This window comes from Halorubrum sp. SD690R, from assembly GCF_005435035.1.
In the GTDB taxonomy this organism is placed as follows: Archaea; Halobacteriota; Halobacteria; order Halobacteriales; family Haloferacaceae; genus Halorubrum; species Halorubrum ezzemoulense.
The window spans coordinates 1-14,594 of sequence record NZ_SGTV01000013.1 but is presented as its reverse complement, the minus strand read 5'-3'; the positions used below and the strand labels follow the sequence as shown (position 1 = coordinate 14,594).

At 59.3% G+C, this 14,594-nt stretch carries 12 protein-coding genes; 11 read left to right on the top strand and 1 reads right to left on the bottom strand.

Annotation, left to right across the window (positions count from 1 at the left end):
- The first annotated feature begins 69 nt into the window (after positions 1 to 69).
- From EXE41_RS09635 to EXE41_RS09620, 4 genes are read left to right on the top strand one after another with little or no spacing between them, the layout of a single operon-like run.
- Entirely contained in the window at positions 70 to 1,329 is a 1,260-nt protein-coding gene (locus EXE41_RS09635; RefSeq protein WP_094520089.1) for a CaiB/BaiF CoA-transferase family protein, read from the top strand.
- The gene (locus EXE41_RS09630; protein ID WP_094520090.1) at positions 1,326 to 2,270 is read left to right on the top strand and encodes a hydroxymethylglutaryl-CoA lyase; all 945 of its coding nucleotides are present in this window, start codon (positions 1,326 to 1,328) and stop codon (positions 2,268 to 2,270) included. The genes EXE41_RS09635 and EXE41_RS09630 overlap by 4 nt, the downstream gene beginning before the upstream one ends.
- On the top strand, positions 2,267 to 3,580 hold the full coding sequence (locus EXE41_RS09625; protein ID WP_137690842.1) for a 3-isopropylmalate dehydratase large subunit: 1,314 nt from the start codon (positions 2,267 to 2,269) through the stop codon (positions 3,578 to 3,580). The genes EXE41_RS09630 and EXE41_RS09625 overlap by 4 nt, the downstream gene beginning before the upstream one ends.
- Complete coding sequence (locus EXE41_RS09620) at positions 3,577 to 4,098, top strand: 3-isopropylmalate dehydratase small subunit (RefSeq protein ID WP_137690841.1); 522 nt, start codon at positions 3,577 to 3,579, stop codon at positions 4,096 to 4,098. Before EXE41_RS09625 ends, EXE41_RS09620 begins: the two co-directional genes overlap by 4 nt.
- A 312-nt stretch (positions 4,099 to 4,410) precedes the next feature.
- Here the strand turns inward: EXE41_RS09620 and EXE41_RS09615 are convergent, their stop codons facing one another.
- The gene (locus EXE41_RS09615; RefSeq protein WP_241987224.1) at positions 4,411 to 4,695 is read right to left on the bottom strand and encodes a hypothetical protein; all 285 of its coding nucleotides are present in this window, start codon (positions 4,693 to 4,695) and stop codon (positions 4,411 to 4,413) included.
- 624 nt (positions 4,696 to 5,319) lie between these two features.
- Here EXE41_RS09615 and EXE41_RS19610 point away from each other — a divergent pair.
- The 7 genes from EXE41_RS19610 (at position 5,320) to EXE41_RS09580 (ending at position 14,478) form a co-directional block, all read left to right on the top strand.
- Positions 5,320 to 6,141: a hypothetical protein gene (locus EXE41_RS19610; protein ID WP_241987213.1), complete on the top strand. Its 822-nt coding sequence runs from the start codon at positions 5,320 to 5,322 to the stop codon at positions 6,139 to 6,141.
- Between the two features lie 101 nt (positions 6,142 to 6,242).
- Positions 6,243 to 7,400: a hypothetical protein gene (locus EXE41_RS09605; RefSeq protein WP_137690840.1), complete on the top strand. Its 1,158-nt coding sequence runs from the start codon at positions 6,243 to 6,245 to the stop codon at positions 7,398 to 7,400.
- Positions 7,393 to 10,935, top strand: coding sequence for a UvrD-helicase domain-containing protein (locus EXE41_RS09600; RefSeq protein ID WP_137690839.1), 3,543 nt, complete (start codon positions 7,393 to 7,395; stop codon positions 10,933 to 10,935). Before EXE41_RS09605 ends, EXE41_RS09600 begins: the two co-directional genes overlap by 8 nt.
- 108 nt (positions 10,936 to 11,043) lie before the next feature.
- Positions 11,044 to 11,418, top strand: coding sequence for a hypothetical protein (locus EXE41_RS09595; RefSeq protein ID WP_241987212.1), 375 nt, complete (start codon positions 11,044 to 11,046; stop codon positions 11,416 to 11,418).
- 313 nt (positions 11,419 to 11,731) lie between these two features.
- Positions 11,732 to 12,016 carry a hypothetical protein gene (locus tag EXE41_RS09590; RefSeq protein WP_137690838.1) on the top strand — a complete coding sequence of 95 codons (285 nt, stop codon included), beginning with the start codon at positions 11,732 to 11,734 and terminating at the stop codon, positions 12,014 to 12,016.
- Between the two features lie 646 nt (positions 12,017 to 12,662).
- Complete coding sequence (locus EXE41_RS09585; RefSeq protein ID WP_241987211.1) at positions 12,663 to 13,598, top strand: UbiA family prenyltransferase; 936 nt, start codon at positions 12,663 to 12,665, stop codon at positions 13,596 to 13,598.
- Between the two features lie 85 nt (positions 13,599 to 13,683).
- A complete protein-coding gene (locus EXE41_RS09580; protein ID WP_321167058.1) occupies positions 13,684 to 14,478 on the top strand; it encodes a histidine kinase N-terminal 7TM domain-containing protein in 795 nt (264 codons plus the stop codon).
- Positions 14,479 to 14,594 lie beyond the last annotated feature (116 nt).

The window sequence follows — 14,594 nt, the reverse complement described above, 5'->3', positions numbered from 1 at the left end:
CATCCAACCGACGACGAACCGACCGGCGCGCGCCGCACACGGCGCCGCCGAGACACGCACAAGGCGACGATGAGCCGCGACGCGGCTACGGACGGCGGTGTAGACGACGCCGCAGACGACGAACAGACCAACGCCCCCGCAGGCCCGCTCGATGGCGTCACCGTGATCGAGGCCGGCTCGATGATCTCGATCGGGACGGTCGGGCGCCTGCTCGCGGACTTCGGCGCCGACGTGATCAAGGTCGAACACCCGGCGACCGGCGACCACCTGCGCCACTTCGGGCCGCAGAAGGAGGGCGTCGGGCTCTGGTGGAAGTATCTCGGGCGCAACAAGCAGTCGGTGACGCTCGATATCTCCACCGAGGAAGGCAAGGTCGTCTTCGAGGATCTGGTCGCCGACGCGGACGCGCTCATCGAGAACTTCCGGCCGGGCACCCTCGAACGATGGGACCTCGGCTACGACCACCTCTCCGAGCTCAACCCCGGCCTCGTGATGCTCCGGCTGAGCGGGTTCGGGCAGACGGGGCCGTACAGCGACCGCCCCGGATTCGGCACGCTCGCGGAGGCGATGTCCGGGTTCGCGTTCCTCAACGGCTACCCTGACCGGGAGCCATTGCTACCCCCGACCGGGCTCGCGGACGGCATCGCGGCGATGTTCTCGACGATGGCGGTCGCGTTCGCGCTGTACAACCGCGACGCGAACGGCGGCTCCGGGCAGTACATCGACACGAGCCTCATCGAACCGATCTTCTCGCTCATCGGGCCGCAGCCGCTCCGCTACCAGCAGCTCGACGAGATCGAAGAGCGGTCGGGGAACCGCTCTACGTCGTCCGCGCCGCGGAACGTCTACCAGACGGGCGACGGCCGGGCGGTCGCCATCTCGGCGAGCGCACAGCCGATCGCGATGCGGGTGTTCGACGCCATCGAGCGGCCGGAATTAAAAGACGACCCCCGATTCGCCGACAACGAGAAGCGATTGGAGAACGTCGAGGAGCTCGACGCGGCCATCCAAGACTGGATGGACGACCACACCCGCGAGGAGGTCATCGACCGGTTCGAGGAGTACGAGGCGACTATCGCGCCGATCTACAACGTGGCCGACATCATCGAAGACGAGCACTACCAGGCCCGCGACGCGGTCGTCGAGGTCCCGGACGACGAGATCGGGACCGGCGCGGTCCAGAACACGGTCCCGCGCCTCTCCGAGACGCCCGGTTCGATCTCGCACCTCGGGCCGCCGCTCGGCGCGCACAACGAGGCGGTGTACGGCGAGCGGCTGTCATACGACGAGGAAACGCTCGCGGAGCTCGACGCGGAGGACGTCATATGATCGAGTACCCCGAGGACGTGACCTTAGTCGAGATGCTCCCGCGAGACGGGTTCCAGCGGCTCGACGAGTTCGTCCCAACCGACGAGAAAGTCGACATCATCGACGAGCTCTCGAAGACCGGCGTCGACGAGATCGAGATCACATCCTTCACGCATCCGAAGGCGGTCCCGACATTGCGGGACGCAGACGAGGTCGCAAAGCGCATCGAGCGCTATGACGACGTGACCTACCGCGCGCTGGTCCCGAACGCGGTCGGGATGGAGCGAGCGATCGATGCCGGTGTCGACAAAGTCAACGCCCTTGTGACGGTCAGCGAAACGTATAGCGAGCACAACCAGAACATGACCGTCGAGGAGATTCTCGAAGGCGTCGAGGAGATCGTCGCGATGGCCGAGGGGACGGGCATTGAGGTCGAAGCCGGGATGGGAACCAGCTTCTACTGCCCGTACGAGGGGCGGATTCCCATGGAAGACACGCTGGCGGTCGTCGACCGCGTCGTCGACGCCGGCGTCGACGAGGTGACGCTGGCGACAACGATGGGGCTCGCCGACCCGGTCGAGATCGAGGAGATGTACACGGCGGTGTTCGACCGCCACCCGGACCTGGACGCGGGGTTACACCTCCACGACACGAACGGGATGAGCCTCGCGAACACCCTCGTCGCGATGCAGTGCGGCGTCGACCGGTTCGACGCGTCACACTGCGGGCTCGGCGGAGGAGTCGTCTTGCCGGACGGGCTCTCCGGCGTCGGCAACACGCCGACCGAGGACCTCGTCCAACTGCTGAGTAGAATGGGTCTCGAAACGAGTGCGGACTTCGAGCGCGTTGAGTCGGTCGCTCACGAGGTCGCTGACCGACTCGACCTAGGGGCGACGAGCCACGTCCTGATGGGCGGGACCGTCGACCGCGTGTTAGCGACCGTCGCGGAAGACAACGCATGACCGGAAAAACCATATCGGAAAAGCTGCTGTCGGAGAAATCGGGAGACGACGTACGGGCCGGGGACTACGTGGAGGCCGCGGTCGACGTGATGATGACCCACGACGTGACGGGGCCGCTGACCTTCGAGGTCTTCGAGGACGTGACGGGCGACGACCCGGAGCTCGTCGACCCGGACAACACCGTGATCACGATAGACCACCACGCGCCGGCCGACGGCGTCAAGGCCGCGAACAACCACAACATCGTCCGGGAGTTCGCAGACGAGTACGGCGCCCAGCAGTACGACGTGGGCGACGGTATCTGCCACCAGGTGCTCGTCGAAGAGGGGTTCGTCTCCCCCGGCGACTTGGTGATCGGCGCGGACTCGCACTCGACCACCTTCGGCGGCGTCGGGGGCTTCGGCACCGGCGTCGGTTCTACCGACCTCGGGACGACGCTCGCGACCGGCGAGCTGTGGTTCCGGGTGCCGGAGACGCTCCGGTTCGAGGTCGAGGGCGACCTCCCCGACGGGGTGTACGCGAAGGACCTTATCCTGAAGTTCATCGGCGACGTGGGGTTCGACGGCTGTACGTACATGACCGCTGAGTACGGCGGCTCGGCAGTCGAGTCGATGCCGATCCACGAGCGGCTCGTCCTCTCAAACATGGCGATCGAGATGGGCGGGAAGGCCGGCATCGTCGCGCCCGACGAGCGGACCGTCGACTTCCTCGAGGCGCAGACCGGGGAGCGCCCCGAGATACCGGCGTACACGCAGCCGGACGATGACGCCGACTACGAGGCGGTCCATACCTACCGGGCCGAGTCGCTCTCGCCGCAGGTTTCGACGCCGTCGAACCCGGAGAACGCGGTCCCCGTCGACGAGGTCGTCGGCACGGAGATTGACCAGTTGTTCGTCGGGACGTGTACGAACGGGCGGTACGAGGACATCCGGATCGTCGCGGACATCATCGCGGGCGAGCGGCTCGCCCCCGACACGCGGATGGTCGTCGTCCCGGCCTCGAAATCCGTGTACAAACAGATGATGCACACCGGCGTCATGGAGACGTTCGTCGACGCCGGCGCCATCGTCCAGAGCGCCGGGTGCGGCTCCTGTTTCGGCACGCATCAGGGCGTCTTGGGCGACGGCGACGTCTGTCTCGCCACCGCGAACCGCAACTTCCCCGGCCGCGAGGGATCGATGGAGAGCGAGGTGTACCTCGCGAGCCCCGCCACCGTCGGCGCGTCGGCGCTGTACGGCGAGATAACTGACCCGCGGGAGGTCGAATTGAACCGGTACGACGACTACGTTCTCGATGGGGTGGGCGCATGAGCGACGCCGACCGCGACATCGACACGACCGAACCCGGCCGGGCGTGGACGTTCGGGGACAACATCGACACCGACCAGATCATCCCGTCGCGATTCCTGGTCTCCAGCGACCCAGCTGAACTCGGCGAGAACGCCTTCAACGACCTCCGGCCGGAGTTCGCGCCGAACGTCGCCGACGGCGATTTCGTCGTGGGCGGGCACAACTTCGGGAGCGGCTCCTCACGCGAACACGCTCCCCTCTCGCTTTTGGGCTCCGGCGTCGACGGCATCGTCGCGCAGTCGTTCGCCCGCATCTTCTTCCGGAACGGGATCAACCTCGGGCTACCCGTGTTGATCTGTCCTGACGCCGACCGGATCGACGACGGCGACGAGATCAGTTTCCGACTCGACGAGGGCGCAGTGATCAACCACACCGCCGACGAGCGGTACGACGCCGACCCGCTGCCGGAGTTCCTCCAGTCGCTCGTCGACAGCGGCGGCCTCGAACCGTACACGCGAGCAAAACTCAGGACCGAGTGAGGACGTGGAACGTGGGTCGGGGCCGGTCAGTGTAGTCAAGCGCGTGTCGCCTTCGCGTTCGACACCGCCGGGTCGGTGCGTCGTCGAACGCCGTCAAAATAGATAACAAATCTGGTGTGTTGAAAGAAATATTATTATTTTGTTTGTTTCTGATATGGGCTGGGAACACGCTGTCAAACGAACACTCGCAAAAATCTTTGATACCGGTTAGCCGATCTCGTTTGTCTGCCCAAGATCTGAGAACGACTCTCTGACTCGAAGCGTGATCAGTTCATTTTGATCGCTTGTGTCAATAGAGATAGCGACAAGTTCCTATTTAATACTAGTAATCGAAAATCGCTGATTCAGCCGTGAGGTCCCTGGTATCACGGCATCCGCGAGCTCCAAGTCAACTTTGTACTCACCGATGGTAGTCCACACGTCGGCGTATGTTACGATATTATATTCACCGTCTAACTCGGTCAAGGGGACGTCGAACGAGGTATCAAGGACCTTCTCACCATCAGGATCTACAACTTCGATCGACCCGCTAACCTCCTGATTCAGCTTTCTGAGCCCCACCGATGAACGGTGGTCCGATGCCGGTCGATATCCCACCTCTAAAGAATAGATACTGTGTCTAAAAATGATAATTTAGCCAGGTGGAGTCCGATATCGAGCTTCATCGCCGACTCGGGTGTCGCCTCTCACTCCAGAGAATCTAATTTGATTGAGGAGACACCAGATAGCTTGACCTCCTCCGCCTGAAGACGGGGAAATCCGACCATCGGATTCGGGCGGTCGCCGCCCTTTGGTTCCAACCCGCTCTCGGGGGGAACCGGCGACACATCGGTGGAACTCTTGTTTATTTCTCTCGTAGGGCTGTGATCTGGTTAATGAGGCCACATCGGACTCCATGTCATCGCCATACGAACCGGTATCGGTTCTCCATCCCTTCTGGTTTGGGAACAGTATCTCACCGAGTGCGTAGTATTTGTACTAATGGGCACCACGAACTGGATCCACCGACAAACGGGCCACGTATCCGCTTGACCCCTACTGAAAGTGGGGGTATGCGCTCGTGATCTCTATCACAAGTGGCCCACAGTTTGGACACGCATTTGCAACGGTCGTCATCTCGTAGGTCACGCAAGTGATAGCTCAGTACACTATCTGACCACTTCCACTCTGGGGCAAGCAGTTTATTACCGCTTTGTTGTACCTTACTTACTGATAGATCTGATGTCGACAACGGACCTCCACACGACTGACGACGATGTTGCCTCGCAGATCTCGATTTACTGTGGCGAGGAAGAACGGCTTCTCAATCGTGCTGACCGCACAGCGACGCCGACAGAACTCGTGTTGGCGCCGACCGAACTCCACCAACGAAACCTCCAACGGCGGCTACGAGAGCGTACACAGCCACAGAACGCGTTTGAATTTGTCGACCCAAAAACCGTTGCGGAAGTACTGCTTGGAGCCGCAGGCCCAGCCCCGACAAGCCTCGATCGCGTCGATCGCTTAGCGCTCCTCCAGTCGCTTCCGACGACGACACCAGATCAGCCATCGGGACTCCGTCCGCTGCTTTCTGCCCGCCAAGACATCGGTCCTCAACAACTTGAACAGATCCGTTCAGAGGTCGAATCAATGACGAACTTCCATCCGGATCGGATTGCGGCGCTGCGCGATGTCACCGACGAGTTTGCGACTCCCATTGCGGACGAGGCGACCACACTGGTTGATGGTGGCCTCGCCGTCGAGACGTGGCTGCGCGACCGGACAGTCAAAGCGGTCTCGAAGACGGCGCTCCTCAGACGGGCGACGCGCCGCCTCATCGACGGCGACGAGGTGTGGGCCAATTGCTATCCCGATATCGAGCGGATCTTGCTCGTCGGTGTGAGCAGCATCCCGGCACCAGAAGTTGACTTCCTGTATGGCCTCTGTACCGCAACGACGGCAGATATCGAACTCCACCTCCGCCCCGGAACCAGCGAGTACCTCACAGCGCGACTCCCGGACCTCTTGTCCATTGATTATCCCGGGCGAGAGGTGAATCTGTGACCCACGCCCACCGCACGGCACTCACTGGCGAGCTACCAGCACCGTCATGTCCTGTTGTCGAATTGCCCGCACCGACGCGTCGCGAGGAAGCGCGTGCTGTGATGGCGACTATCCGTGAGATTCGTGATCGTGGCGTGGACGTCCGCGATATCGTCGTCGTGGCTCGCGATCTTGATCCGTATGAACAGCCGCTGACCCGGGCAGCCATCCAGTATGGGGTGACGCCAGTATTTTGGACACAGTTGCGCGTGACCCGCACCGAACCATACGCGCTGATAGCGGCGCTTTGTACGCTCTTTGGCGCCGGCGACGTCGCTGCTGCAACGCTGTTGGAACCAGTGGCGCAGCGGTGGGCACCACTCACGGATACAGCCAGCTGGCCACTCGAACAGTCGACGATCCAGGCCGCTCTTGAGGCCCTTCCCCCCGGGCATCGATCGATCGCCGAGTGGGCCGAGACGATACAGACACACACCACGGACGAGCGACTCACAACCTACTGTGACTGGCTACTGTCGCATGCCGAGCGCGAGCCAACGCCAGAGACAGTTGGAACGGTTCTGGGGGCGTCGATCGACGCGTATCGCGAGACGAGCGTGCCCGCCCGCAAGCAGGCTGACTCACCGGCGCTCATGGTGACGGAGACGGCCGCGCGAGCAACGGTCAGGGTCACTGGGCTCGTCGAGCAGGTCTCGCACAAATACGACGAATGGCTCGCAGACGGGACGGTCTCCCGATCGTGGGACGCTGTACAGGAGCTGTGTGAGCTGCTGGCGACACAACGCCCGGGTCGCCGTGAACACTCGAACGCTTGGGCCATCGACATTATGGAGGCAAACGACGTGTGGGCGCTGTCTGTCCCATTCGTTATCGCGGTCGGCGCGACGGCAGCCGAGTGGCCGGCCCAGATTGACAGCGTCGTTCCCACAGAGCTCCAGGAAGCCGTTCTCGCTGGGGGTGGTGAGACAGATATCGTTGCGCCACGAACCGCGTGGGGAAACGGCCGTGATCGCGATCACTTCGCCGATACGATGCGTGCCGCCGAGCGCGGCGTGATCGTGACGCGGCACACACAGACCGCAGACGGTGGTGCTGTGTACCCCTCGCCGTTTCTTGCGTCACTCGAGATGGAGACTGTCTCCGAGCAGGCCCGCACCCAACTGGTGAGCACGACACCGCAGCTTCCTGAGCCGATTGCCGCGCTCCTCTCTGCGAGTACAGATACCGTTCCAGCACCTACCGAGACACCTCATGAGTAACGACGACGACCCACGGAGACTCCGGAACGCACAAGCAACGATCAGAGACCGATTCGTCGATGCCGAGTCGGGACTGTTTACCATGAACTGTGTCGCCGGTGCTGGCAAATCACTGACGATGCAGCGAATCGCGGCCGAAACCATCATTCGGCGGTACGCTCGTGGCGATCGGACACCTGCCCAGAGCGTGGCCGTCATGTCGTTTACCACCGATGAGGCGGCCGCGATCGGACCCGGTGTCTGTGAACACATTCGGGAGATTGTGAATCATGCGTTGATCCCCGAGGCAGCGTCACTCACTGAGTCAGATATCGCGTATCTCGTGACGCGGGTCCGGCACGCACCGTTTATCGGCACTGTCGACAGCGTGTTGCGTGACGTCTTCGGGGAGCTGGCCACCGACCTGGGGTTCGAAGAGACGCCAACGGTCGGGAATAAGGCGTTGCTGAAAACGGTTCATAAGGCGTGTTATGACGCCGTCGCTGCCGATCCGGCCCACGAAGACGCGATAGCCGAGTTGGAAGCAGCATACCCGGATGACCGCTGGTCAGCCACTCCTGCGGAGATGCTCGCTGACGCCGTCAAGTACTGTCGCGATCAGCGACTCACCACGGCCGCCTTCGAACGCAAACTCCGTACCACACAGGAGGCAGTGTATCCCGGGGGACGAACCAGTAGTCGTGCGGATATCGTGGCGACGATCGCAGACATCGTCGACGCCGACGCCGCAGCTGACACCGACGCGGCTCTCTCAGCAGCGGAGTGGGACGACCTTGTGGCTGCTGACCAGCGTCTCTATGACGCATGGGACACGACGTTGACAGCGTTTGGTGACGTGCTTGAAGCCTACCGCGAGCAGTACCGAGCCCTGATCCGCGAGTATGGCGTGGTCTCTCACACCGATGTCGCCTTCTTCATCACCAGTGTGTTCAAGCGTGACTGGCCAGTCGATGGCGATGGGCCACCCACCGACCAGTACACAGCCCTTCGTCAGCGGTACCACGCGCGGCTTGATAGCGTGATCATCGATGAAGCACAGGATGTCTCCATTATCCAGCACGCAGCATTGTCACAGCTCGTCACTCCCTCGATGCGCGTCCTCGCGTGTGGCGATACGCTCCAAAGCATCTACCGCTGGCGGCACGCCGATCCGTCGCTGTTCACGAGCGCCTGTCGCGAGGGCCAGTATCTCGGTATCAACTGGGACACCCATGCGACGGTGACAGCCGCAACAACCTATCGTGGAACCCCGGACATCGCCGCCGGCATCAACACCATCATGCGGCCCGTCTTCGACGATCCAACTCGCGGGGGGCTCAGCGATTTTGCGGCGACTTACCCCGGCCTCGACGCATCTCGGGATCCAACCGCCGACCCGAGCATCCACATCGCCGCGTTCATCGGTGGGGCAGCGCCCGACAAGACACGGTGGGTCAACCCCGACGGCCGCGCTGGCGAGGCGAACATCCTTGCGACGTACATCGCACAGGGCCTCGCTGATGGGACATTGACTGATGAGACCGGGTCGCCACAGTCGATAACCGTCGTCTTCAGAAAGCGAACGCGGATGGACGCGTACAAAGACGCGTTCGAGGCCGAAGGACTGGCCGTTCAAAACGCGAGTTCGAGACTCTTTGCGTGTTCCGTGGTCAAGGCGGTCCTCGCCGTGTGTGACTGGCTCACTGCGCCGACCGATCGGGCCCAGACACGCGCGTTGTTGACTGACTCGCCGTTCGATTTCACAGCAGCCCACGACTGCTTCGAGCGGGCTGGGTACGACCTTGATGTCATCTGTGCGGCCGACGACCTCGACGCCGAAACCCGAGACATCCTCTGTGGCCTGCGCGATCTTCGCGATCAGCTGGGCCGGTTCCATCGCGTTCCAGCGTCGGTGTATCTGGAAGACATCATCGAGCAGCTCGCGCTTCGAGCCGACCCGGGCGACCAGTTCACCGAGCTGCCGGCAGCACAACGAGTAGCCGCCCTCGACACGCTCACGAGCACCGTCGCCGACTGGGAAGCTGACACGCAGTACCCACCAGCTGCCCTCGGTGACCTACTTGCGCCGTTTCGGGCGGCCCCGAGCGAGGGGCCCGATATCCCGAGTGTGACCACCGATGCCGATGTCGTCTTTAGCACAGTTCATCGGCTCAAAGGCGATCAAGACGACGTGATTGTGCTTGCAACGCCGGGCTTCAAGCTCTGGGACACTGGCCCGTTCTCTCAGCGGTTCATGACGCAGGGTGGCGTTGCGGCGTTGGCCCCGCCGACGAACGTCGAGACAGCACCCGATATCGAACTGCCACCATTCGATGGGGGACTCTACACGCCAAGCGGTGACAGTCGCGATAAACAGGGTGCTGCATCACGCGATGTCGGGTTGCGGTGGGCGACCGAGCACTGGCTCGATGACGCCGACAGTGGGGCCCCGCACCTGCTTGGTCCAGACCAGCTCCAGTCAGTCGCAGCCAACGAGCGTGCGGAGGCGTGGCGGCTCCTGTATGTGGCACTCTCTCGGGCACGTGACCATCTCGTCATCCCGCTTCCGAAGACGTTACCCGGCACGGCACAGCCGCGTGATCGCTGGCTCGATACCTTGTTTGAGACACTCGAGTTTTCGCCTGGACGGACACCCACGCATGCGATCGACGAGCCGTCCAGTGCCGGTGATTTGACGATTGGTGTGAATGATGTCGAGGGCCGTATGACACGCGAGATGTACGACACGCCGCTATCGGTGACGGGTGCCGTCCCGCCTCAACGCGACCAGTTGGAGTCGTGGGTCCCACGTTTTCTCGACCCGAGTACGGCTTATCCGTTGACTGACGATGTCGACGCCACCGTGGGTGCCCACCTTCTCGACGAGGCCATTCATACCGACACTGAGGCGGTGGCCGACAGCCTCCCGATCACGTTCGAGACGCTTGGGCCAGAGGCCGTCGGGACCTGTCTCCACGAGGCCTTACTCACCCTCATCGAGATGGACGTGCCGGACACCGAGATCGATGCGTGGAGCAAGCCCGTCCGAAGCGCACTTCGGGACGCGATGGAACAGATAACGCCGCAGTCGATCGAGATGCTGCCAGATACTGAACGTGGTGGCCTCGTCAGCTTCTTCCACGTGTCAGTCGTGTCGGACTTCCTCAACTCCGACCTGTGGGCCCAGATCCAAGCGGCGGAGGCGGTCTACGTCGACCACGATTTGAGTGGACTCGTGACTGCTGGGGAGGTTGAGGTAGAAGTTCATGGTGAGGCCGATATCCTCATAGATCTGGGTGGAGGCGAGTGGCAGTTGGCCGATCTCAAGATTGCGCTGAACGAGTCACCCGACGCAACGCAACCGCGGTATGAACTCCAGATCGCCGCCTACGAGTACATCCTCCAGCAGGAACTCGAGCCGGCAGCGACAATTCACGCCAGTGTCGAAACGTTCGGGTGTGTCCGAAGGTCAGTGTATGGACAGTTCCCGCCCACGGTTCTTGCGCGCCGTGTTCGCACTCTCGTTGGGTCGGATGAGTCGATCTCCGGCACTTGAAATTGGTTAAACAGTCGATTCCCACGATTCTATATAACAATGTTCCTTTTTATATGTTCAGTCAGTATTGTGCGTATGGGTACAAACCATACAACGAGGTCAGACAGTATGTTTCAGTGGCCGTCGGAACCGATCGGGTATGTGGCGGTTCTTTTGGCCCTCATTACGGGACTCATCCATCTCGTGGCGACGACACGAGCGATTGAAATGAGCGTTGTGCTGGCAGTGCTCTTCGTGCTCAACGGACTGGGTTTCCTCGGCGGAGCAGCAGTATATTTCACCCGGTTCTGGCGACGCTCGTTTTTCCTTGTGGCTGCAGTATACTCGTTGGTGACGATTCTTGCGTTATTCCCGTTCCGAGGGTGGGGGATTGAAGCGTTCTACACGAACGGGGCGATTAACCCAATTGTCACCATTACGAAAATTGCGGAGGCTTTCCTCGCGATCGTGTCGGTTTATTTGTACAGCCGCACGAGCAATTGACACCCTCATTGCCCTGAAGGCGAGGATTCTCGACCGCACCGAGAAATTCTTTCTCGCGGTATCGAGCAAGTAGGAGAGGGACGCTCCGAATTAACGCCTGTGGAGACTGCGCCCCCTAGGGATATACCTGTATCTGGCTTTGTTAAAATATTCTTATTCAAATATATTCTAACTTGAAATAGTTCTATGATGGGCATGAATATGAGTCACTGTTCCGAGTTAAAGGGTTTAGCTTAGGGATTGAGAGTCTGCTATTTGGCTCCGACTGATGCGCTACAAAAAAACATATTGGCGGGGGCGCAGACCTTTAACTATGCCCTCTAAGCGTGATCTTCTCGAAGAAGAAAATCCATCTAATGGGCCAGACCGGTCAGAGTTTCAGTGGATTCGTATTTTTGCTTTTATAATCGGGGTAAGTATTACTGTCTTCTATCTTTGGATAAATCCATTTCAGTATATCCCAGACTGGACTGCTGCGGCTATCGGAGCGGTTCCTGTTGTATTCCTCCTCTATAGCTTCAGTTCGCAGTCTTGGCAAACCTGTGCGAAGATCGCCGCCGGTGTTGCAATCGGAAGTAGTCTTGGAACCGTTTTTTGAGTCGCTTGGCACAGTCTGTGCAGGTGAAGTACCTCGGGGACAAGCCTTGAGGCTTCACCGTTGTGTCTGTATCGTCCAGAAACGGACGGACAGACACAGGCGAATTCACTTGTGCGTTCTCCGCTTTGTGAAGCGGGTAATTGCCCAACCTGTTCAGAGCGGAAACAGCACGGAAACCCACCTTTTCAGGGCTATCTTTTATACTCAGCTTTGAACGTTGAGTATCTAACACTTAATGGACCGAAAATGGCGGCTGAGACGGTGTGAGCATGGAAAAGGGAGTTCAGCCGCAGACGCTCCACTCTCCACTAGAGGTTCAAACGCCGTGAACGCTGCCTTCATTATCCTCTGTGAATCACCCTCCAGTTCGGCCGATACCGTAGACTCCTCGTAGAACGTCTTTTCCTCCGATTTCGGGCCAAATAGTGTCAACATGACAACGTTCAAAGCTGAGTTTTATATTGATCTCTCCAGAGGGCTACGAACCCCAACCACAATATATCACTAAAGGTATCATTTGAGAAACCCACAGACAGCCTGTTCATATGCCGAACGGTCTCTGTCTATCTTTATTGTCAGTTGGGAGTAATTTACAGCTGGCACCCAGGGAAACAACAGCGGGTTTTCTTGTGGTGTCCCTAACAGAATGTCAAACAAAAAACCAGAACAGATGGATTCCGGTAGACAACCTACCGGAACCAGTAGCGGTTTTCGTCCATCGGTCAAACTGTGGCATCGCATACGAAAAGCCTGTATTTTCCTCCAACTCGATATTGTAGGCATGGGGATCGCGGGAACACTTGTCACGATGGTGATCTTGTCGCTCGAGCCATCCTTAGCACCCGTCGTCGTTGGATTGGTCGCTTACGGTGTCTACGTCGGTGACAGAATCAGCGATGTGCGATACGACCCACAAGCGACGTCCGAGCGAAGTGCGTTCATCGGGCGACACAGGCGTCTGCTTTCGATCACGTCTGCTGGAGCATACGGACTTGCAATTACTCTCTCGGCGCTTGGTGGCCCACTTGCGCTTGCGGTCACCCTCATTCCAGGCGTTACTTGGATCTTGTATGTAGCAGATCTGTCTGAACGATCGCTTGTGCCGGTCCAGCGACTGAAGACCATCTTTGTGCTTAATTCTACGCTTGTGGCACTGGCGTGGGCTACAGCAATGGTAGTCCTGCCAATTGTGTTTGTCGATGCCGCAATCACGCCACTTGCCATTGTGTTGGCGGTTTACTTTTTTGCCGATATTTTCGTCAACACTGAAATTCCGAACGTCCGCGACATCGAAGATGATGTCAAAAATAATGTCTCAACGTTCCCGACTGTCGTCGGCGTCAAGCGGACACGGCATCTATTGTACATCATCAACATGCTCTCAGTTCTCGTCGTCATTGGCGCGTTTCTTAGCGGATTCCTCCCAGCACTTTTTGCGTTGGTCCTTCTTGCTGGACGAGTGCTGGCGGTTTTCCTCAATAGTCGAATTGGGCGTAGTAACGACTACCGTCGCCTGGAGTTGCTCGGTGAGATGAACTACGTGTTCGTGGCGTGCGGACTGTTCATCGCTATCATCGGGTAATCCACGGCACTCTCTTTTTTATTGACCGTGGGAAGTTAAATTTCTTAGACATAAAGTTAGTATACATAGATGTCCTTGTAAGACTGTGTCAAATACTATCTTTCTGCTGTCTGTGTTACACATCTCCGTCGTTCTTGGCTCAGCTTCGGCTATTTTAGCGTGGAGAGAGGGGCAATCTCCGGGGGCGAGACCTCTCGTACTGTTGCTGGCCGGGCAGGTGTTCTGGTCGCTTATGCTTATTTTTCGACTCCGAGCACCTGGTGTGGAGGCAAAGCTATTCTGGATGTACCTGATGTGGATAGGCGTCGTTGCAATCCCACTCGGGTGGATGCTGTTTGCGTTATCATACACTGGTCACGATCGTTTTTTGAACTGGAGATATGTATCGGCACTTACGATCGTCCCGGTGGTGACCGTGATTTTAGCCATTCTCGGGCCGACTCAGGGACTTCTACAGATCAGTATCGCACAAACACCAGATCTCAGCGTCGCCCAGAACGACAGCGGAGGCATCTGGTATTGGATTGTTGCCGCTTATACGTATTTACTGGGTGGCGTGGGTAGTGCCCTGTTAGTCCGGTTGGCCCTGAGCCAGATGGCTGCGTTTCGGAAGCAGGCGTATACGCTGATTGGGGCGTTGATCATTCCCTGGGGTATAAACCTATGCTACCTCACAAACGTGCTTAGCACGCCTATTGACCCGACACCAGTCGCATTTTCAGTTTCTGGCGTCATCTACCTGACCGCCATTCGACGGTACAGTTTACTGCGAACGAATCCGGCACCGAACACTACCGCTCGAAGACTCGTATTTGATAGTACCCAAGAGGGGATACTTGTTCTTGATTTGATACTGTCAGCTAAATATTCTTTAGGTTAGAGTGTGATTAGCAAGTATGTCCACGCTTGACGCCGCCACTCTTGACGACCTCCGCGACGCTCTCGCGGAGGTCGAAGATAAAAAGCCGACACAGCGGCTAATGGCGGTGATCAACT

Bases quoted from the DNA above. Each gene is read 5' to 3' on its own strand.
- EXE41_RS09635 (WP_094520089.1), top strand. From the start codon at position 70: ATGAGCCGCGACGCGGCTACGGACGGCGGTGTAGACGACGCCGCAGAC.
- EXE41_RS09630 (WP_094520090.1), top strand. From the start codon at position 1,326: ATGATCGAGTACCCCGAGGACGTGACCTTAGTCGAGATGCTCCCGCGA.
- EXE41_RS09625 (WP_137690842.1), top strand. From the start codon at position 2,267: ATGACCGGAAAAACCATATCGGAAAAGCTGCTGTCGGAGAAATCGGGA.
- EXE41_RS09620 (WP_137690841.1), top strand. From the start codon at position 3,577: ATGAGCGACGCCGACCGCGACATCGACACGACCGAACCCGGCCGGGCG.
- EXE41_RS19610 (WP_241987213.1), top strand. From the start codon at position 5,320: ATGTCGACAACGGACCTCCACACGACTGACGACGATGTTGCCTCGCAG.
- EXE41_RS09605 (WP_137690840.1), top strand. From the start codon at position 6,243: ATGGCGACTATCCGTGAGATTCGTGATCGTGGCGTGGACGTCCGCGAT.
- EXE41_RS09600 (WP_137690839.1), top strand. From the start codon at position 7,393: ATGAGTAACGACGACGACCCACGGAGACTCCGGAACGCACAAGCAACG.
- EXE41_RS09595 (WP_241987212.1), top strand. From the start codon at position 11,044: ATGTTTCAGTGGCCGTCGGAACCGATCGGGTATGTGGCGGTTCTTTTG.
- EXE41_RS09590 (WP_137690838.1), top strand. From the start codon at position 11,732: ATGCCCTCTAAGCGTGATCTTCTCGAAGAAGAAAATCCATCTAATGGG.
- EXE41_RS09585 (WP_241987211.1), top strand. From the start codon at position 12,663: ATGTCAAACAAAAAACCAGAACAGATGGATTCCGGTAGACAACCTACC.